The sequence below is a fragment of the Arenibacter palladensis genome (assembly GCF_900129275.1).
Taxonomy (GTDB): Bacteria; Bacteroidota; Bacteroidia; order Flavobacteriales; family Flavobacteriaceae; genus Arenibacter; species Arenibacter palladensis.
This window is the reverse complement of the sequence record NZ_FQUX01000012.1, coordinates 91,758-112,785: the sequence shown is the minus strand read 5'-3', so window position 1 is coordinate 112,785 and position 21,028 is coordinate 91,758. Positions and strand designations below refer to the sequence as shown.

The following is a 21,028-nucleotide window of genomic DNA, read 5'->3' as shown; positions in this document are numbered from 1 at the left end:
AGGTGCAAACTCAAGGCTGTTTTTTTCTTTCGGCATACACAATGTAATATCTGGGGGTAAAACTGCGTAGCAATGGTCTAATCCCAATTTTTTTTACGGGATTGGTCCATTTTGCCCTATCTTTAATTTCCCACCCTGCTTTTTCCAATAACCAATCAAACTGCCAGTCTTCAAACTCGTGATAGTGCCTGTCCCATGGATCGGTCTTGCTTTTATAGGCAGATGAAAACCATAATCTTAGTGGAATACTGGCCACCAATTTTTCGCTTTTTATCTGGCTAAGAATATTGAAAGGGGCCAAAAGATGCTCAAAGATTTCAAAAGCAGTGACAACTTCCGCCTTGGTTGTGTGGACAGCGGAATAATCCAGATCCAAATCTTCACCTTGTGTGTTTTCTACCTGATATCCATTTTCCTTCATAATCTTGGAAAATGGATTTTCCACCCCAAGATCTAAAATGGATTGGTCGGTAGATATGTGTTTTTGAAGAAATTCCAGGGTATGTTTAAAACGTTTGTTCGGGAAGGTTCTTTCGTACATCGGCAGGTATCTGGTTTGTTTTATAACATGTTTTTGCGGCTTCAAAGGGAATGGATCCCAAAACCAGAAACAAAGATATTTGAAATAGTGTTAAGTGGTCTATGGATTATACCCTGTAGACAATGGCGTTTATGTTCATGCCTGCACCAACACTGGCAAATATAACAACATCTCCCTTTTTTATCGACTGATTTTCCATTTTTCCATTTTTCACCATATCAAATAGGGTGGGTATGGTGGCTACCGAACTATTTCCCAATTTTTCTATGCTCATAGGCATAATTCCATCGGGCATTTCCATATCGAAAAGTTTATAGAAACGTTTTACAATCGCCTCGTCCATTTTTTCATTGGCCTGGTGAATGAATATTTTTTTTACCTCGGTAATTGGCACCCCACTTTTATCCAAACTATCTTTCATGGCCTGGGGAACATGGGTAACTGCAAATTCATATATTTTTCGGCCATACATTTTTATATATAGCGTGCCGTCTTGGGCAGTTTTGGAATAGGACTCGCCAAAGAAGAGAAAAAAAGCTTCCTCATTGGCATAGGTTGCACTATTGTGGGATAGGATTTGGCCAGCATTATCACTAGCTTCTACAATAGTGGCCCCTGCGCCGTCAGAATAGATCATGGAGTCCCGATCATGCTTGTCCACAATTCTGGATAGGGTTTCTGCGCCAATTACAAGGCACTTTTTGGCAATCCCACTTTTGATAAATGCATGTGCTTGGATTATTCCTTCTATCCAACCTGGGCAACCAAATAAGAGGTCATAGGCAACGCATTTGGGATTCTTGATCTGTAATTGGTGTTTTACACGTGTAGCTAAACTTGGCAAGGCATCTCCTTGGGACTGGCCAACAGACACGTCACCAAAATTATGGGCAAAAATTATATAGTCCAACTCCTCTTTGTCAATTTTTGCATCGGCTATTGCCTTTTCTGCTGCAAAAAATGCCAGTTTGGAGGTGTTTAAATTATCTGCGGCGTAGCGCCTTTCACTGATTCCGGTAATGCCTTGGAATTTTTGAATGATTACCTCATTAGGATGTTTAAAAGGGGTGCCGTCCTCATTTAAAAAATCATGATTTTCAAAATCTGAATTCTTTGTTACGATGGATGGTAGGTAAGAACCAGTGCCAGTAATGCCAATGTTCATAATGATATGCAAATTTAATAGTATAAATATAAACCAATTGGGCCGCGGTAATTTTTGTCCTTTGGATTTGATATGATGTTCAAGATAATTGCGCTTTTGCAATTGTCAATAAAAAAGCCTTTCACAATTGGGTGAAAGGCTTTAAAAGGCTTGGTTTTGTTGAGGTTTTTATGCTTCCGCATAAGCCTCGATAGGAGCGCAGGTACATATTAAATTACGGTCTCCATATGTGTCGTCTACGCGTCTTACACTAGGCCAAAACTTGTTTTCCAATATATATGGCAAAGGGAAGGCGGCCTGTTGTCTACTGTACGGAAACTCCCATTTGTCAGTGGTCACCATTTCCAAAGTATGGGGTGCATTTTTTAGGGCATTGTTGTTGTCTTCGGCTGATGCTGCATCAATTTCTTCACGAATGGATAGCATGGCACTACAGAATCGATCCAATTCAGCTAAGCTTTCGCTCTCCGTTGGCTCTATCATAAGTGTTCCGGCAACTGGGAAAGAAACGGTAGGTGCATGGAATCCATAATCCATTAATCTTTTTGCGATATCCGTAACTTCTATGCCATTTTCTTTAAATGGTCTACAGTCTATAATCATTTCGTGGGCAGCCCTACCTCTTTCCCCGGTATATAGCACATCGAATTTTCCACTTAGCTTATTTTTAATGTAGTTTGCATTTAGGATTGCCGTTTTGGTAGACTGGGTCAAACCATTTTCCCCTAACATTTTTATATATCCATAAGAAATCAAACATACCAAAGAACTTCCCCAAGGAGCAGCCGAAATCGCTGTAATAGCTTTGTCTCCGCCAGTTTTAATTACAGGGTTTCCAGGTAGAAACGGCACCAATTGTTCCGCTACACAGATGGGTCCAACTCCCGGACCACCACCACCATGCGGAATAGCGAAAGTCTTGTGCAGGTTTAAGTGGCAGACATCGGCTCCAATGGTGGCAGGATTTGTCAATCCTACCTGTGCATTCATATTGGCTCCGTCCATATAGACTTGACCTCCGTTATCATGGATCAATTTTGTGATTTCCTTAATGGAGGATTCAAATACTCCGTGGGTAGACGGATAAGTTACCATTAAGGCGGACAGATTGTCTTTGTGCAGCTCGGCCTTTTCTGCTAGATCGGCCACATCTATGTTTCCGTTTTCGTCGGTTTTTGTAACTACTACCTTCATGCCAGCCATTACTGCCGAAGCAGGGTTGGTGCCATGTGCAGAGGCTGGTATCAAGCAAATATTTCTATGGGTTTCCCCTCTGGACTCATGATAGGCCCTTATAACCATTAGGCCGGCGAATTCTCCTTGTGCCCCGGAATTTGGCTGTAAAGAAGTTCCTGCAAACCCGGTGATGATATTCAGATCTTTCTCCAATTCCTTAAGGATGATCTGATAGCCTTCGGCTTGTTCAATAGGTACAAAAGGATGGATATTTCCCCAACGCGCCATACTCAAAGGAAGCATTTCGGAGGCAGCATTCAATTTCATGGTACAGGAACCCAAGGAAATCATGGAGTGGTTCAAAGCCAAATCTTTTCGTTCCAATTTTTTGATATAACGCATCAATTCTGTTTCCGAGTGGTAAGAATTGAATACGTTGTTCTCCAAAAAGGTTGAGGTACGCGCAAGCTTGTTTTCGAGCAAGGATTGTGATAAAAGGCCATTGATTGTAATAGCTTTTTTGCCGATAGCTTCGGCGAAGATATTCACTATTAATTGTAGGTCTTTTATGGAAGTGGCTTCGTTCAATGCAATAGATATGGTGTCTGCATCAACGTATAGGAAATTAACCTCATATTTTTCGGCAATGGGCCTTACTTTGGAGGAATCTGCCTTTATACTTATGGTGTCAAAATAGGAAGTGTTAGTTTGATACAACCCTAATTTTTCAAGACTATCCGCCAAGGTAACGGCTGTGGAATGAACCTTGTTTGCGATATATTTTAATCCTTTTGGACCGTGATATACGGCGTACATCCCGGCCATAACGGCTAATAGGACCTGAGCTGTGCAGATGTTGGAGGTAGCCTTGTCCCGTTTTATGTGCTGTTCCCTTGTCTGAAGTGCCATCCTTAAGGCCGGCTTGCCATCGGTGTCCTTTGTAACTCCGATTATTCTACCAGGGATACTCCTTTTGTACTCTTCCTTTGTGGCAAAAAAAGCGGCATGTGGTCCACCATAGCCCAAGGGAATACCAAAACGTTGAGTGGTTCCAACAACCACATCGGCTCCAAATTCGCCCGGAGGTGTCAATAAAGCCAAACTTAAGATATCTGCGGCAATGGCAACTTTTATATTTTTTTCAACGGCCTTGGCCACGAAGGAGGCATAATCATGTACTTGACCATGCTTGCCGGGATATTGCAACAAGGCACCAAAATAATCGTCACCGAATTCGAAGCTTTCGTGGTTGCCAACTATAAGTTCTATTTCGAGTGGGGTGGACCTTGTTTTTAATAGGGACAATGTTTGGGGCAATATTTCTTCTGAAACAAAGAATTTTAAAACGTTGTTTTTCTTTTGATCCCTACTTCGTACATCAAAGAGCATGGTCATGGCTTCTGCCGCGGCAGTACTCTCGTCCAAAAGGGAGGCATTGGCCAATTCCATTCCTGTAAGTTCGGCTATTACGGTTTGGAAATTCAATAAGGCCTCCAAGCGCCCTTGGGCAATTTCAGCTTGGTATGGCGTGTAGGCCGTATACCATCCTGCGTTTTCCAAAATATTTCTTTTTATCACAGAAGGAGTTATACTTTCATGATAACCTAGCCCTATATATGATTTAAAAACTTTGTTTTTCTCGGATAAGACTTGAATATGGGACAAATACTCGTGTTCACTCATTGGAGTCTCCAAAGCCAAGGGCTTAGCAAGACGAATATCGTCTGGAATAGTTTCTGTGATCAACTGGTCTACGGAGTTGACATTGATGGTTCTTAGCATCTGTGGAAGGTCTTCTTCTCTAATGCCGATATGGCGCAAGGCAAATAAGTCTGTCCTCATAAATTCAAGCAATTTTAATCTAAAATATAAGTGAGCAAAAATACTCATTATTTATGTTTATTTTGCGGCTTTTACTTCCAACTATTTCAAAGTTTTTAACTAAAATAAGAGGTTATGAACACTTTGGTTATTTTTGATTTATGAACTGGCGTAGATACTTATTTCATTTTTACTTGGATGCCAGTATACATGTAGCACTAGCCGTTTTTGCATTTATTGAAATCACCTGCGTTTTTTTTGGATTGTCCAGGGACAACCATATAGCATATTTGGTATTTTTCGGAACCATTGCGTGTTACAATTTTGTGAAATATGGGGTGGAGGCAAAGAAGTATTTTCTAGTAGCCAATACTTATCACAAGAATATTCAAGTGGTCAGTTTTATTGCAGGGGCATTTGCTCTATATCATTCCTTTTTTATGTCTTTTGAAACTTGGATCGGAATTTCGATTTTGCTGGTTTTGACCAGTTTATATGCAGTTCCGCTTTTGCCCAACGCAAAAAATCTTAGAAGTTTGGGGGGGCTCAAAATTTTTATAGTGGCTTTAGTGTGGGCAGGTACAACGGTTGTCCTGCCAATAATAGCTGCAGATATGGTTTTGGATTGGGATGTTGCAGTAGAGTTGGTACAGCGATTTCTAATGGTCCTGATCCTAATGTTACCTTTCGAAATTAGGGATTTGGATTATGATGATCCGGAACTAAGAACTTTGCCCCAAAGATATGGTTACTTAAAAACAAAGGTTTTTGGAGCAGTAGGAGCGGTGGTTTTTTTCTTTTTGACTTTTTTGAAAGATTACCTTACGTATTTTGAAGTATTGGGCAAGGGTCTGGCATTTCTTGGTCTAGGAGTATTGATGCTGGCGACCCGAAGAAATCAATCCCAATTTTTTTCTTCGTTTTGGGTAGAGGCCATTCCAATTTTTTGGTGGGTATGTATTTTGTTGTTGGATGTCTTTTTAAATCCTTGATTTTAACTCCGTTTTCATTTTTTCCTTTTCCTCTACTGGAAGAGTCTTAATATTTGCTTTGGAGCAAAGAGAAGTTAGCTCTGTGTTTTTTTTGGAAAATGATTGACAGGTTTTGCAAAATAATACGTGTAGTTTGATCTTAATTTTCTCTAAGAAAGAGGCTTCCTTATACTGAACTTTAGTACAAATTATTTCAACGTCCTTACAGCTTTTCATATCTTGAACCAATTGTTGTTTAGGCAATCCATGAGAACAGTTCTTGCTCTATGGAGGATAACCCAAAGATTAGACGGATTGATGTCCAGCTCCTTACATACCTCTTCGGTACTGAGTCCGTTTATAGTTTTCAGGGTAAATGCCAAAGCGTGTTTTTTGGGGAGCTTGGCTATACAATCCTGAATGGCTATGCCCAATTCTTCGTTTTCTATTTGGCTGTTTTCCAATAGGCTCATTGGGTCCGCGACTTGTTCTTCCAAAAAGTTGCTATCGGCCTCACTATTTTGATTCTGGGTAATACGGACCATGGATTTCGCCTTTTTTGAATTTATTTTGCGATAATGATCAATTACTTTTCTTTTTAGAATAGAGATCAGCCAAGTGCGTTCAGCGGCCTCTCCTTTAAAATTTTTTGCAGATTTTAATCCGGCAAAAAAAGTTTCCTGTACCAAATCTTTGGCAATTTCAGAATCGCTTACCCGGCTTACCGCATAATTGAAAAGGTAATCGGAATAACTATCGACCCAAATGTCCGGATTTAATTCTTGTTTTGTCATACCTGTTTGTCCTTTCAAAAATAAGTGATTTTTTTCTGAAGAAGAATTCTTATTTTTGATTAAGCAAATAAGTTATGAGAACAATATTTCTTTTTTTGGTGGTATTAATGCTGCAAACGGGCTGTTCACAAGAAAATAAGACCAAAATGCCGATAGTCGACTTTAAACAGGAAATGTTGGATAACGCTATTTTGGTAGATGTTAGGACCCCTGAGGAATTTAGTGCAGGGCACTTGGAGAATGCCGAGAATATTAATTGGTATGACGATGATTTCTCGGATCGATTTAAAACAGTGGACAAAAACAAAACTATTTACCTCTATTGCAAGATGGGGGGCCGCAGTGCGAAGGCACAGGAAAAGTTGAAATCTTTGGGTTTTACCAATGTGGTTAACCTAGAGGGGGGATATGATGCTGTTAAGGCAAACAATTAATCCCGAGGCATCGGCTAGGCTATAACGGTTGACTTGGGTGCCCTAAATGGTTCCTGGGAATTTAGAGGCTATGGTAAGATATAAGTCAAAAATAGGTTGGATTATGGTAGTTGCAGTCCTGCTTTTACTTTTAGCGCCTATTGTTCAGTTGCTGAAATATTCTTTAAGTATTGGCACTATCTTAATGTTAATCCCTTCAATTTTTATTGGTTACCTCTTTGTTTCTACCTATTATGAAATTGGTAATGGAGTCTTAAGGGTTAAAAGTGGATTTTTGGTAAATCGTTCCATTCCCATAAGCTCCATAACAAAACTGGAGGCTACCAAAAATCCTATAAGTGCACCGGCCACTTCCTTCGACAGGTTGGAGGTTTTTTACAACAAATATGAAAGCGTTATCATTTCCCCTAAAGGGAAACGCGCGTTTATAGGCCATTTAAAACAGCTAAATCCCCAGATACAGGACAATACGGGATTGTAAATTGTATACTCTGGTTCAGGAAAAAATGCACTCAGTAATACATCCCGGTAGCGGATTGGATTTTTGTCATAGTCGAATGCTGAAACTAATTGGTAGTCTCAGCTAACAAACCTGCCCTTTTTAACAAGGCCTCTATCTTAGGTTCGCTACCTCTAAAGCGTTTGTATAATTCCATAGGCTTTTCAGTTCCGCCTTTAGATAGAACATTGTCCTTAAATTTTGTGGCCACTTCTTGATTGAAAATACCTTTCTCCTTAAAGTAGGCAAAGGCATCCGCGTCCAATACTTCTGCCCACTTGTAGCTATAATATCCAGAGGAGTATCCGCCTTGAAATATATGGGAAAATGAGGTGCTCATGCAGGTTTCAGGACATTCCGGGTATAGGTCTGTTGGTTCAAAAGCCTTAACTTCCTGTTCCTTTACGTTGCTGATACCAGATGGATCTGCACCATGCCACGACATGTCCAACAGGCCAAAACTAATTTGTCTTAAGGTGGCCATCCCTTCTTGGAAGGTAGCCGAGTCTTTTATTTTTTGTACCAATTCCATAGGTATTACTTCTCCCGTTTGGTAATGCGTGGCAAACAACTCCAATGCTTCCTTTTCATAGCACCAGTTTTCCATGATTTGGCTGGGAAGTTCCACAAAATCCCAATATACAGAAGTTCCGGACAGGCCTGGGTAAACCGTATTTGCCAACATGCCGTGCAATCCGTGGCCAAACTCGTGGAACAAGGTGGTAACCTCATTAAAAGTAAGTAAGGAGGGTTTGCTAGCGGTAGGTTTGGTGAAATTGCAGACATTGGAAATATGTGGACGTACATTAATTCCGTTTTGAACGTATTGCGCTTTGTAGGATGTCATCCAAGCGCCTCCGCGTTTTCCCGGTCTAGGATGGAAATCTGCATAAAACAGGGATACTAGATTCTTGTTCTTGTCATAAATGCGATATGTCTTTACATCCGGATGATATTTGTCGATATCAAAAACTTCTTCAAATTGCAGGCCGAATAATTTTGCCGCTACTTTAAATACTCCGGCAATTACATTTTCCAATTTAAAATAGGGCTTAAGTTTTTCATCGTCCAGATCGAACAGTTTTTGCTTTAATTTTTCAGAATAATAGGCTCCGTCCCATTTTTCCAATCGGTCTATTTTGTCCAATTGTTTTGCGAAGTTTTCCAACTCGGCAAATTCCCTCTCTGCTGCCGGTTTTGCTTTTTCCAACAATTCTTGAAGAAATTGGTGGACTTTTTCAGGTGTTTCGGCCATGCGTTCCTCCAGCACATAGTGCGCATGTGTTTTATACCCTAACAGATTGGCCCTTTCGTGTCGTAGGTTGGCAATGTTTATTATATTTTTCTGATTGTCCAATTCATCGTTATGAAAGCCTTTGCTGCCAAATGCGATGGAAAGTTCCTTACGTAATTTTCTATTACTGGCATATTTCATAAAAGGAATATAACTGGGGTAATCCAAGGTAATCAACCAGCCGTCTTTGTCCTTTGATTTTGCCAATTGCGCAGCTGCCTCTTTTTCCCCTTCAGGAAGTCCGTCCAAATCTTCCTCGTTGGTCAGGTGCATTTCATATTTGTTGGTCTCGGCCAAAACATTTTCCCCGAATTGAAGCTTAAGTTTGGACAGTTCGGCATCAATTTCACGTAGGCGCTTCTTTTTATCCAAGGGCAAATTGGCGCCGTTCCTACTAAAACTTTTATATTTTTTATCGAGAAGGGTTTGTTCCTCGGTGGTCAGTTCCAGATCATTCCTTTGGTCGTATACCGTTTTAACCCGCTTAAACAATTCCTCGTTCAGGGTAATGTCATTGCTGAATTCCGACAATAGGGGAGAAACCTCCTGGGCTATTTTCTGAATTTCTGGATTGGTCTCTGCAGAATTCAAATTAAAAAACACACTGGATACCCTATCCAATTGTTGCCCGGCAAAATCCAATGCGGCTACGGTATTTTCAAAAGTAGGAGCCTTTTTGGAGTTTGCAATGGCATCGATTTCTAACCTGGCATCCTCAATGGCCTGCAAAAATGCAGGTTTAAAATGTTCATTTTTTATTTTGGAGAATGGTGCTGTATCAAATGGGGTCAATAATGGATTCATATTGGGGTATTGCGTTTTTTAATGGGTATTCGGTTTCAAAATGGATAGTAAAAATGGATAACTATTTAAGATTTTCCTTTTTTCATTTCCTCGGCTCCTTCAATGACCTTTTGCTTCAAGCCTTCCTTGTAAAAAATAATCTTGTCCAGGACACATTTATCCGAGCTTCCAATGATCTGGGCCGCTAAAATTCCTGCATTTTTTGCACCATTAAGTGCTACTGTTGCCACGGGAACACCTCCCGGCATTTGTAGTATGGATAGGATGGAGTCCCACCCATCTATGGAATTGCTGCTTTTTACGGGAACACCTATTACGGGTAGAGGGGACATGGACGCCACCATTCCCGGTAAATGTGCTGCCCCACCTGCACCGGCAATGATTACGGAGTAGCCATTTTTATGGGCATTCTTGCTAAAATCGAACAATTTTTCAGGGGTACGGTGTGCAGAGACAATATCTACATCTACCTCAATGTCAAAACCTTTTAAGATATCAATGGCTTCTTGCATAACAGGGAGGTCGCTGGTGCTTCCCATAACTACGGCTACTTTACTCATATCATTGAAAATTTTTATTCGCTAATTACTTTTATGGTATTCTTAACTTGTTCGGCTATTCTTCTTGCCTCTTTAATGTCGTTGTTCACTATGGTGACATGTCCCATTTTTCTGAAAGGCCTGGTCTGTTTTTTACCGTAAATATGTGGTGTAACGCCATCCATGCTCAATATCCTTTCTATATTTTCATAGACCACGTTGCCGGTATGGCCTTCTGCACCTACCAAATTCACCATAATGCCGGCTACTTTGCTGGCGGTATTTCCCAAAGGAAGGTCTAGAATGGCACGTATATGTTGTTCGAATTGGTTTGTATAACTTGCTTCAATACTGTAATGTCCACTGTTATGGGGTCTCGGGGCCACCTCGTTTACCAGAATTCTATCGTCCTGTGTCTGGAACATTTCCACGGCCAAAAGTCCAACGTGCTTAATTTTATTGGAGAGTTGTAATGCTATTTCCTGGGCTTTTTCCGCTATTTTGGCGTCTATGCGTGCAGGACAAATAACATATTCCACCTGATTGGCCTCAGGGTGGAACTCCATTTCCACTACGGGATAGGTTTTTACTTCCCCACTGGCACTCCGTGCTACGATCACGGCCAGTTCATTTTTGAAATTTATCATTTCTTCGGTAATGCATTCGCCAGCCGGCAGACCGTTCAGATCTTCCAGTTTGCGAACTACCTTGACCCCTTGGCCGTCATATCCGAATTGTGTGGCTTTCCAAATAAAAGGGAATTTTAGTCCGCCATTGGCAACACTGTCTTCAATCTCACTTTTATAAGCGAAACGCTGAAAATCTGCAGTGGGTATATTATTGTCCACATAAAACAGTTTTTGTTTTGCCTTGTTCTGAATAATGCGCAGTGCTCTAGTGGGCGGAAATACCTTCAATCCTTCATCCTCTAATTTTTCCAAGGCATCCAGGTTTACGTTCTCGATTTCTATGGTAAGCACGTCTACTTTTTTACCGAGCTCATAAACCGCATCAAAATTCATTAAATCGCCCTTAAAAAATTCATTGCAGGCTATTCTGGAAGGAGCTTCGTCCGAAGGGTCCAATACCTTGGTATGGATATCGAATTTTCTTGTTTCGTACAAAAGCATTTTACCTAATTGACCGCCTCCTAGTATTCCTAATTTAAATTCAGAAGAAAAATAGTTCATTGGAAATGATTCACTTGTATTAAAGTAGATTGTATATTAGGAACAAAAATACAGCTAAATCTTAGAAACTAGGCCTGGACCCTTAAAAAAGAGAAATCAAAGTGCTATATTTGGCATCTTGAATTTATTATAAAAACATTAGTCTTGATTAAGCTACACGACAAATATTTTAAGCCTTTTATTAGTGAAGGTGAGATTATGGCCGCGATAAAAAAGATTGCGGACCAGGTCGCTGTGGATTACAAGAAGGAAACTCCCATATTTGTGGGTGTCCTAAACGGGGCATTTATGTTCGTTTCCGATTTTCTAAAAGCCTATCCATATCCCTGTGAGGTTTCCTTTGTGCGTCTAAGCTCCTACCAAGGACTTACTTCTACGGGAATTGTGGAATCGTTATTGGATGTTCCGGAAAATATTGAGGGCAGAAGTGTTATTATCTTGGAAGATATTATAGATACAGGTAGGACCGTAAAAAAACTAATAGACCTATTTTCCAATACCAAGGTAAAGGAATTTAAAATTGCCACCTTGTTCTACAAATCCGAAGTGTATAACGGGGAGTATGATATAGACTATTTCGGCATGAAAATCGAGGACAAGTTTATAGTGGGTTATGGATTGGATTATAATGAATTGGGACGAAATTTAAGAGCAGTATATCAACTAAACCAAAAGCACATGATAAACCTAGTTTTGTTTGGAAAACCTGGTGCAGGTAAGGGCACGCAGGCTTCATTTTTAAAGGAAAAGTATAATTTAAAGCACATTTCCACAGGGGATGTCTTTCGTTATAATATTAAGAATGGTACCGAACTGGGAACACTGGCTAAGTCTTATATAGACAAAGGAGAATTGGTGCCGGATGAGGTTACCATTAAAATGTTACAGGATGAGGTAGAGAAAAACCCCGATGCCAGCGGATTTATCTTTGATGGTTTCCCTAGGACCACAGCACAGGCCAAAGCATTGGATGATTTTCTGGTAAGTAAGGAAATGAGGATCGATGCTACCATTGCCTTGGAAGCCAATGATGAAGTATTGATACAAAGATTATTGGAACGAGGTAAGGTTAGTGGCAGAAGTGACGACCAGGACGAAAAAATGATCCGGAACCGTTTTGATGAATACAATGAAAAAACAGCTCCCTTAAAGGATTACTATGATGACCAGGGGAAATTTCACAGTGTCAACGGAATAGGTTCCATAGAAGATATTACAAGCCGCTTGGCAAAAGTAATAGAGGAGTTACAGGCAGTCTAAGTCAGGGGTGCATTATAGATGCTCGCTGTTAAGAGAAACTGGCTTTAAAGGCTCCTCAGTGGTCCTTAGGATTGGCCATTCATAATTTCTAGGTTTAAAGTGGGACTATAAAAATTTGTGGTCCTGCGTATTGGAACCTGGAACAATAAACTAAAAAAATGACGGAAGGAAATTTTGTGGATTATGTAAAAGTGCACTTGGAATCCGGTAACGGAGGAAAAGGTTCCGTGCATTTGCATAGGGAAAAGTTTATTACCAAAGGTGGACCAGATGGTGGTGATGGGGGTCGTGGCGGACACGTAATTGTCCGTGGCAATAAGAATTTATGGACCCTTTTGGGCTTTAAGTTTACCAGAACCTTTAGGGCCGGTCACGGTGAGCATGGCAGTAAGAACCGCAGTAGTGGGGCAGACGGACAGGATGTTTATCTGGAGGTGCCCTTGGGGACCGTTATTAAAGATGCTGAAACCCTAGAAGTTCTAATGGAGATTACCGAGGATCAGGAGGAAAAAATACTTTTGGAAGGAGGCATGGGAGGTCGCGGTAACTGGCATTTTAGAACGGCTACCAACCAAACGCCAAGATACGCCCAGCCTGGAAAAAGTGGTCAGGAATTAGACCTTATTATGGAGTTGAAAGTATTGGCGGATGTAGGCCTGGTAGGTTTCCCAAACGCTGGTAAATCTACCCTTCTATCCGTTCTAACCTCTGCCCAACCCAAGATTGCGGATTACGAATTTACGACCCTAAAACCTAATTTGGGGATTGTGGAGTACAGGGATTTTAAAAGTTTTGTTATTGCGGATATTCCCGGTATCATAGAAGGAGCGGCCGAAGGAAAGGGTCTTGGACATTATTTTTTAAGGCACATTGAGCGTAATTCCACCTTGTTATTCTTGATCCCCGCAGACAGCAAGGATATTTCCAAGGAATATGAAATTTTGTTGGACGAGCTTCGCAGATATAATCCGGAGCTTTTGGACAAGGACCGCTTGATCGCTATCTCCAAAACAGATATGTTGGACGAGGAGCTAATTGCGGAAATGAGAATTGAATTGGATAAGGACTTTAAGGATGTGCCATATATGTTTATATCCTCCGTGGCACAGATTGGGCTGGTTGAACTTAAAGACAGACTGTGGGCCATGTTGAATAAATAAGCCTAATTTTCATTGCATATGCATATGCCCGTTTTTAATACTCCTAATGCCCTTGCGTTTTAACGAATACTTGCCCTCTTAAAAAACGACAATAATAATTTTCACTATTTTAGAGTCTATTTAGGAAATTATAATCACTATTTCCTAAACAGGCTCTTCTAAAAATTGGAATAATGAAAAGTATAATCCCGTTCTTGCTCTTGCTCTTTTTAGCTTCGTGCAGCGCCATTCGCGTAAATTATGACTATGATAGGGATACTGATTATTCTAAATATACCACCTATAATTACTATTCGGACATGGATACCGGTTTAAGTGAATTGGATACCAAACGATTATTAAGGGCCATAGATTCCACTATGCGGGCTAAGGGTTTTTTGTTGTCCGAGGAGCCTGAATTTTTAATAAATATTTTGAGCAGCTCTTTTCAAGCTCCTAGAAACAATACCGTAGGGGTAGGAATAGGAGGTACGGGGAGAAATGTTGGTGGTGGAATGACCATTGGTATTCCTGTAGGGGCAGCCAATGTGGAACGGGAGATTCAGTTCGATTTTATAGACAGTCAAAAGGACGAACTTTTTTGGCAGGCAATAGCAGTAAGTAGTTTAAGGGAAAACAGTTCTCCTAGTGAAAGGGAGGATAAAATACAGGCATTGGTAACTAAAACTCTTGAAAAATACCCGCCAAAAAGTAGAAAGTAAGCCAAATGTTTTAGTTGGCAAATGACTAAAATATTATAATAAGAAGCGGGACCCAAATTTGGTCCCGCTTCTTATTTATAGAATATATTTACTATGGTTTATGGTCTAAGTATATCCTTATATCTTTCTTTGTAAGCGTACAGCATTACTATATTGAGAATAAGCAATACCAGAGTCAGGCCGATGGATCCTGGTTCCAAAAATGCATTGAACAATAACGCATTCACAGAGACGGTCATGAGTATAATCATCATTAACGCACCAAATTTATTGATCAATAAGGAAAGTCCTGAAAGAATCTCCACTATGGCCACCACATAAAGGGTATTGGTACTCATTAAGGCTGAAAAATAGTTCATTGCGGCTTCGGACATTTGCCCTGCCGGCATAAAATGCAAAAATTTATTCGCCCCGAAGACGATCAGAAAAATTCCAAAAACAAAGCGCAAGGCGATAAAAAAGGTAGAGTTCATAATTCTTTGATTTTATGTTAGTTATTTATGAATTTATGAAAAAAAGCAATACCTTTTTAACAATATTATATTTTTTTATTATTCAATAAGAATTCTCACTCCTTCACTATGACTACTGAATTCCGGAGCGTACATACTCTGAATGGTGGAAATTCCGTTGCTAAAATCCCCGGCATTGTTGACCCTTAAGTCATATTCGAACACATATACACCTTTGGACAAGTAGTCGAAAAAGAAATTGGTGCTGGCATCTTTGGTGCTTTCATAATACCCCAGACCATCTTGCCATTTATAGGTAGACAGGACATTGATGGGTTCCATCCCTGCGGCCCGCATATCTTTCATATGAACAAATTCCATGGGTCTATCTACCCTTAATTCAATTCTAATACGAACTAGATCGCCAACATGTAAAGGTGTGTTGTCATTTATTTCTGACAATTCCTCCCCGGTATCCGTGTTCTTCTTTAAGAAGACTTTCTTTTTTAATTTCAAAGGCGTATCTGCAGGGGTTATTTTGTCCAAATCTTCAAAGTATTGCCAGTACATAGCTCCCCAGGCAATACCATCCCCTTTTTTGCTAAGCTGTACCTCTGCCATTTTTGGGCTTATTTCCTTTTTATTCCAAGAGGTTTTGTAATATCCGGTTCCAGCTTCCACTTGGACATTTTCGAGTTTAGCGGGTTCAATTTTGTCACCTCCAATCAATACTTCTACGGCTTGGGTTACAGACAACCATTCACTTCCCCTTAAAAGAAGGGCATAAACTGCATCTGTAGTGGCTTTGGTGGTTTTCCATTGATTGGTCTGTTTGTTCTTCAACAACCAAATTTTGAGATTGTCTACTGTTCTGATATCATCTTTAATTTCGGAAAAGGCTTCTATTAACAGGGATTGGGTCTCAATTGGAGCTTGGTACCAATACCAGGAACTGTTATTTTCTTTCCAGTACATTCCCAATTCATCACTCAAAATGCTATTTTCCTCCAAGGACTTTATTATCTTATTGGCGGTAGCCGTGCTTCCATTTCTATAGAGTATTAAAGAAAGCAGACCTTTTGAATAGAGATCTTTTTTTACCCAATATTTTTGTGCCTGAAGAGTGTAGTAATCCATAATTTCGGCAACTTTTTTGGAAACCTTTACTTCTGGATAATAACTGCGCATGTATAGATAATGTATTTGGGTATGGCTCAAATGGTCATCGTTAAGGTCGTTGGCGTATTTTTTCATTTGCTCGTATTCTTTCACAAATTCATCGTCCAAATAGGCAATCGCATTTTTTATTACTTGTTGTTCTTTGAGCTTGTTGTTCTTTCCAACCCTGTAGTCTTCCTCACTTCTTGTTGTAGAGGTTAATTTATTAAGATGCCCTAGGCCAGTAATAATATGTTGGGTAATAAATCGGTTTTCGGGGCCTCCCTTAAACCAGGCCCAAGCCCCGGACGACATTTGGTTCAGGACAAGTTTGTTGAAGGCATTCTCTTGATCATTTTTTAATTTGTTAAGATCGAAGAGCAGTGCTATGCGTTTCTTTTGTTCGGTTTCGGATTGGGCATCTCGCAACCAAGGCGTTTCCTGAATTAAAATCGATTTTAATTCTTCATTTTTCTCAAGATTGCTCAATAAGGCATCGGAATTTGCCCATTGGTCAAATACCTGTTGTATTCTTGGATTGGAATTGGCAATATACCCTCCCAAAGTATTGGCGTAATATCTCGAAAATATTTGCTCGTTACAGTCATAAGGATATTCCATTAAGTAAGGCAGGGCCTGAACGGCATACCATGCCGGATTGGAAGTTATCTCCAGACTAAGTTGATGATGTTTTAGGGTAGGGGAAGTGGTATTCTTTAACTTGTCTAGGCTAAAGGTCTTGGTTTCATTGCCCCGCACCCACATTGGTAGGGTTTCGGTAACCAGCATTCGGTTAGAGAGCACGGGAAGTACACTTTGTTCGCCATCGCTAAAATTACCCGCCTTGGCCATTACCTTGTACTGTACGGCTCCAATTCCTTCAGGAATTTTCAGGTTCCATGATACTTGGGTATTTCCCTTGGCATCTACCGTAAAAGTATTTTCGCCCAAAACAGATTCGGAATCTGGGCCGGTGATCAATAATTCTTGGGTTATATCCCTTCCGCTAAAGGCATCTATCAATTCCAACTTGGCATTCCCGCTGAGCAATTTGTTGGTTAGATTCGCGATTTTTGTGCTGATCGTAATTTTATCTCCCTCCCGCAAGAAACGGGGTGCATTTGGGGTAACCATTAATTCTTTTTGCGTAACGGTTTCCAAAGTGGAGGTGGCGCTTTCCATGGTCTTGGTATGAGCCAGTAGCTGTAGCTTCCATTTGGTCAAGGCCTCGGGGGTAGTGAAAGTAAAGGAAACATTTCCGTCCTTATCGGTTAGTAGCTGCGGGAAGAAAAAGGCAGTTTCTTGAAGGTCTTTCCTGATTTGGATATCGTCAAAGCCGTTTTTGCTATCGTCCCCAGTTGGGACAATTGGGTCGTTGTTCCCTTTATTTTCTGGGGCTGGGGCCCCACTTCCGGTAATAACTGTTTCCTCCAGGGATTCACTATCGGCAAATTCTGCCCTTTGTATACCTGGTGCACTGCTCTTCATCATCATTCTGTCGCGTAGGGCATAACCATATCCAAAATGGAAACCGAACCAATCAAAGGAGTCATAATATTGAGGGTCATATGTAAACCTATCTCCAAAATTTAGATAGGCATTAAAGGAGGTGATCCCGTAACTTTTATGAGCATTAAGATGTCTGTTGGAGTAGTATTGCCCCCTGTAGTTCGGGGAGAAATTCCAATGATGTCCTTTAAAGGCATCCAATGAGGCATCGTACATACTTGCCAGTAGTTCGGCGGTAACCTTATCACCTTTGGGGCCTTTAATATTAAAGGACCAGGTTTCCTCTTTTCCAGGCTGGAGCTTATCCCGAAAGGTAATTGTTTCAATTTTTAACTCAGAACTCGGGTAGGGGACAGCAATGGAAAGGCTGCCCGATTGAAAGGCATTGTATGCAGAGAAGCTATAATTTATGGCAAATCCTCCCAAGTCATCGGCAGTAACCGGAATTTCAATGGTCTTTGAGTCATTGTGCAATTCAATTAGGTGTGTTGCAACGATTTTACGATCCTTTTCAACGAATAGGGAAATGGTAAGATCTTCCACGGCGGAGCTCAAGATTAGTTTCATTTTGTCCCCAATGGAATAAGAGTTTTTATCGGTCTTTATTCGAAAAATTTGATTATCCGCCGGTTTCTTGTCCTTGTCACTGTAGAAAGTAGTCTGTGTAATATCCTTTACCAGTTGACCAAATTTGTCCTTTGTTTCCAATTCAATGACATATTTGCCGGACAACCATTTTTTTACGTTGCCCAAGTCGACTTCTTTGGATATTCCAGTGTCAAAGCTGGATTTCCAAACCAATTCCCCTTTTTCCCAAAAGGCCGGGTTATCTTCCTTGCCAAAGGCATCATGGGGGAAAAGTTCCTTAAACTTGGTTTTTCCAAAGCCATCATAATCCGGAGCAGCCCAAGGTCTTGGTCTAAGGACATTGTTCGGTGCCTTTAATTTATACATTTTTAGGCTTCCTTGCGCTGCAACAAACTCACCGTTAAGGTTATAGGAGGAGATGGTTATCTTAGGATTTTTGTCTTCCTTGTTCAAAGGATCATTAATTTGAATATCGGCCGTTAGCGCATGATACCCCACGTTGACCATGGTAGTTGCACTATGGGTCTCGCCATTGAGGTCCGTAACATCTGCCGTAACCTCATAGTTGAAAGTGGGCATATTCTCCTTGGCAATACTTAGATCTGGTATGGCTTTGAAGTTAATTTCGTAGTTGCCGTTGGCATCGGTAATCGTTTCGCCATGGGTAATTTCCTGGGGGACCCCATCAGAATAGGGCAGGTGCCAATAATACCATTTAGGGTAGTACACCACTCGCCTAACCGTATAGCTTACCTTGGCACCTGTAATAAGGCTTCCGGCATAGGCCTTGGCCTTTCCCTTAACGGAGATAGTATCGTTAACCCTATACGTCTCTGTAATGGCTTCCAATGAGGTTTCAAACTTGGGACGCTTGTATTCTTCCACTGAAAAATAACTGTTGCCGCTAATTTCAACTTCGTCAGAATCCAATTTCAAATAATAATTTCCTGTAAGCTCATTATTGGGTAAAATGAATGTGCCTGAAATGGAGCCATAATCATTGGTTTTAAATTCCTGTTGGGAAACTTCTTGATGATTTACATCCATAAGGCTCACCGTTATTTTAGTTTTGTTAAGCACGGTGGATTTATCGTCTTTTTGTACCATAGCCAACCCTTTAAAATATACGGGTTGGCCAGGCCTGTAAATACTACGGTCCGTAAACAAAAAACAGGAATAGAGGTTGTCATCCTCTCCTTGGTCATATTTGGCATTAACATAAAAATCTTCAAAATGGGCCTCCTCATTTTTAGTGTTGATCTGGATGTCTACATTGCTCCACCTTTCGCTGCTTAAGGGAAGTGTTACCATCCCGTTTTGGTCGGAAATCAAGGTCTTGGTCAGGATGGGTCTTTCGTAGTTCTGTTGATAGGAGAATTTTAGTGTAGCTCCTAACATTGGCTTTCCATTATTACGATCAATTAGCTGAAAGTTATGTTCCGTGTTGGTATCCCCCTCCACCAATGCCAAATTGGTGACTTGGATAGGGCTATAGGCGAAGGTGATGCCGGAATCGGTGCTTGGAGAGGCCAAAATAATGTAGGACCCGTTACTTAATTCTGGCAACAGGATTTCAATTTTGTGGGATTGGTAATCATTCTCGTTGATAAGCTTGGTATCCCAACTCTTGACTTCCGTTAATTTTTTAATAAAAGCCAATATTTTTTCCTCGGAATAAAGGCTGTTCAGCTGCTTTATCTCTTTTTGGGTAATCCTGCGGGCCGATAATTGAAGTGAATGTAGATTTTTGTATTCTACAAGTAAACGGGAAGGTAGGTTAATTGGAATATGTCTTTCCCCGGTTAATTGAAGGTCTTTGGATAATATGTCCGATTTTAGTGCCTTACATTTTTCGGCGCCCCTACTGTTAGGAAACTTATCTATTACAGATTCACATACGGCCATGGCCTCTTTCTGTTTCCATCTGTACTCCTCTTTGATATTAGGTTGGTAGCTGTTGCCCCATTCCCGGTACAACATGGCAATTTCGTACTGGTACAAAGCCCAGCTTTTATTGTTTTTGATAGATTCGGCGGTATTTTGCAAAACCTCCAGGTATTGTTGGTCCTTGTTGGGAAATACTGCATTTTTCTTAATATATTTTAGACGTTCAATATCAACTTCCACATAGGCTTCATCCGTAGGGTCCTGAAAATGAAAATCCAAGAGTTGCTGATAAAGTATTATTGCCTTGGACTGTAAGGAAGTATTGTCTTTGGTGCTGATTTGATGTTCCACAAATTGTTTTCCCTCACATAATATTTCAGGGTTGTCCAATTCAAATTTATCTGCCGGACGTGTAATGCTATTTTCACTGGTTTTATAAAAATCCAGTGCAGAATGGGCTAAAAGATCAAATAGGGTGGGGCGGTATAATTCGGAACCTTTTTGTTCATTAAGGATTTCATTATAAGCATCCACTTTTAGCTGCTGTAGTTCCAAAGGTTTTTGTAATGAAGCATCAAAATGCAGGCTTATTTCATGAAAAATAGTGCTAAGGTCCCAGGTTCTAAAATCAATACTATCCACTTTCTTCGCAGTTGTAGTCCGGTCGTAGAATCGATATCTGTTTTGTTGAAAATATTGCCAGTACATATTTGCCAAATAGCCTTCCAAGATATTTTTGGTAGGGAACTTACTTTGGTCTATTTCTTGTTTAAAATCGCGGACAATTTTTAATTGGGCATCCTCCTCCAAGTTAAGTGCGTATTTGGAGGTATATATAAGCGATCTAATGATCTGAACTGAATTCTGCTCTTTTTTGGCTTTTTTTGAAATTAAAGCTACTATGTCCAATGCCGATTTGGTCATGGCCTCGTTCTCCAATTTTTGAACCCTTTGCCATAAAGAGGAATAGGTATCGTTGGTAGACTGGGATTGTGCCATTTGAGAGAATAGGATTAAGGTAAATATTGTTGCTATCTTTTTCATTTGTATTGATATATTTAACAAAATTGGCGTTTATTTCATGG

15 protein-coding genes are annotated in these 21,028 nt (G+C 40.4%); 6 read left to right on the top strand and 9 right to left on the bottom strand.

Annotated elements, in window-relative coordinates; all coding sequences use genetic code 11:
* Positions 1-10: 10 nt before the first annotated feature.
* From BUA60_RS21670 to gcvP, 3 genes are all read right to left on the bottom strand, one after another.
* Positions 11-541 (bottom strand): class I SAM-dependent methyltransferase, encoded by a 531-nt coding sequence (locus BUA60_RS21670; protein ID WP_072865534.1) that lies wholly within the window; start codon positions 539-541, stop codon positions 11-13.
* A gap of 106 nt (positions 542-647) precedes the next feature.
* On the bottom strand, positions 648-1,706 hold the full coding sequence (locus BUA60_RS21665; protein ID WP_072865494.1) for a 3-oxoacyl-ACP synthase III family protein: 1,059 nt from the start codon (positions 1,704-1,706) through the stop codon (positions 648-650).
* Positions 1,707-1,874: 168 nt separating this feature from the next.
* Positions 1,875-4,724, bottom strand: coding sequence for an aminomethyl-transferring glycine dehydrogenase (gene gcvP / locus BUA60_RS21660; RefSeq protein WP_072865492.1), 2,850 nt, complete (start codon positions 4,722-4,724; stop codon positions 1,875-1,877).
* 140 nt (positions 4,725-4,864) lie between these two features.
* Between gcvP and BUA60_RS21655 the strand changes: the two genes are divergently transcribed.
* Positions 4,865-5,695, top strand: a complete 831-nt coding sequence (locus BUA60_RS21655) for a UbiA prenyltransferase family protein (protein WP_072865490.1) — start codon at positions 4,865-4,867, stop codon at positions 5,693-5,695.
* 212 nt (positions 5,696-5,907) lie between these two features.
* On the opposite strand, the gene BUA60_RS21645 is transcribed toward BUA60_RS21655, so the two are convergent.
* A complete protein-coding gene (locus BUA60_RS21645; RefSeq protein ID WP_072865485.1) occupies positions 5,908-6,468 on the bottom strand; it encodes a sigma-70 family RNA polymerase sigma factor in 561 nt (186 codons plus the stop codon).
* A gap of 74 nt (positions 6,469-6,542) precedes the next feature.
* Here BUA60_RS21645 and BUA60_RS21640 point away from each other — a divergent pair, with 74 nt between their 5' ends.
* Complete coding sequence (locus BUA60_RS21640; protein WP_072865483.1) at positions 6,543-6,902, top strand: rhodanese-like domain-containing protein; 360 nt, start codon at positions 6,543-6,545, stop codon at positions 6,900-6,902.
* A 103-nt stretch (positions 6,903-7,005) separates the two neighbouring features.
* Positions 7,006-7,383, top strand: a complete 378-nt coding sequence (locus tag BUA60_RS21635) for a PH domain-containing protein (protein WP_178347048.1) — start codon at positions 7,006-7,008, stop codon at positions 7,381-7,383.
* Positions 7,384-7,468: 85 nt separating this feature from the next.
* Here the strand turns inward: BUA60_RS21635 and BUA60_RS21630 are convergent, their stop codons facing one another.
* The 3 genes from BUA60_RS21630 to BUA60_RS21620 form a co-directional block, all read right to left on the bottom strand.
* The gene (locus tag BUA60_RS21630) at positions 7,469-9,499 is read right to left on the bottom strand and encodes a M3 family metallopeptidase (RefSeq protein WP_072865481.1); all 2,031 of its coding nucleotides are present in this window, start codon (positions 9,497-9,499) and stop codon (positions 7,469-7,471) included.
* Between the two features lie 65 nt (positions 9,500-9,564).
* Positions 9,565-10,059, bottom strand: a complete 495-nt coding sequence (gene purE, locus BUA60_RS21625) for a 5-(carboxyamino)imidazole ribonucleotide mutase (protein WP_072865478.1) — start codon at positions 10,057-10,059, stop codon at positions 9,565-9,567.
* A gap of 14 nt (positions 10,060-10,073) precedes the next feature.
* Positions 10,074-11,228, bottom strand: a complete 1,155-nt coding sequence (locus BUA60_RS21620) for a 5-(carboxyamino)imidazole ribonucleotide synthase (RefSeq protein WP_072865476.1) — start codon at positions 11,226-11,228, stop codon at positions 10,074-10,076.
* Positions 11,229-11,372: 144 nt separating this feature from the next.
* Between BUA60_RS21620 and BUA60_RS21615 the strand changes: the two genes are divergently transcribed.
* The 3 genes from BUA60_RS21615 (at position 11,373) to BUA60_RS21605 (ending at position 14,349) form a co-directional block, all read left to right on the top strand.
* Positions 11,373-12,488, top strand: coding sequence for an adenylate kinase (locus BUA60_RS21615; protein ID WP_072865474.1), 1,116 nt, complete (start codon positions 11,373-11,375; stop codon positions 12,486-12,488).
* 158 nt (positions 12,489-12,646) lie between these two features.
* On the top strand, positions 12,647-13,648 hold the full coding sequence (obgE, locus tag BUA60_RS21610) for a GTPase ObgE (protein WP_072865472.1): 1,002 nt from the start codon (positions 12,647-12,649) through the stop codon (positions 13,646-13,648).
* A 173-nt stretch (positions 13,649-13,821) separates the two neighbouring features.
* Complete coding sequence (locus BUA60_RS21605; RefSeq protein ID WP_072865471.1) at positions 13,822-14,349, top strand: DUF4136 domain-containing protein; 528 nt, start codon at positions 13,822-13,824, stop codon at positions 14,347-14,349.
* Between the two features lie 98 nt (positions 14,350-14,447).
* On the opposite strand, the gene BUA60_RS21600 is transcribed toward BUA60_RS21605, so the two are convergent.
* Both BUA60_RS21600 and BUA60_RS21595 read right to left on the bottom strand, forming a co-directional pair.
* Complete coding sequence (locus BUA60_RS21600) at positions 14,448-14,822, bottom strand: DoxX family membrane protein (RefSeq protein ID WP_072865469.1); 375 nt, start codon at positions 14,820-14,822, stop codon at positions 14,448-14,450.
* 78 nt (positions 14,823-14,900) lie between these two features.
* Positions 14,901-20,987, bottom strand: coding sequence for an alpha-2-macroglobulin family protein (locus BUA60_RS21595; protein ID WP_072865467.1), 6,087 nt, complete (start codon positions 20,985-20,987; stop codon positions 14,901-14,903).
* Between the last annotated feature and the right edge of the window lie 41 nt (positions 20,988-21,028).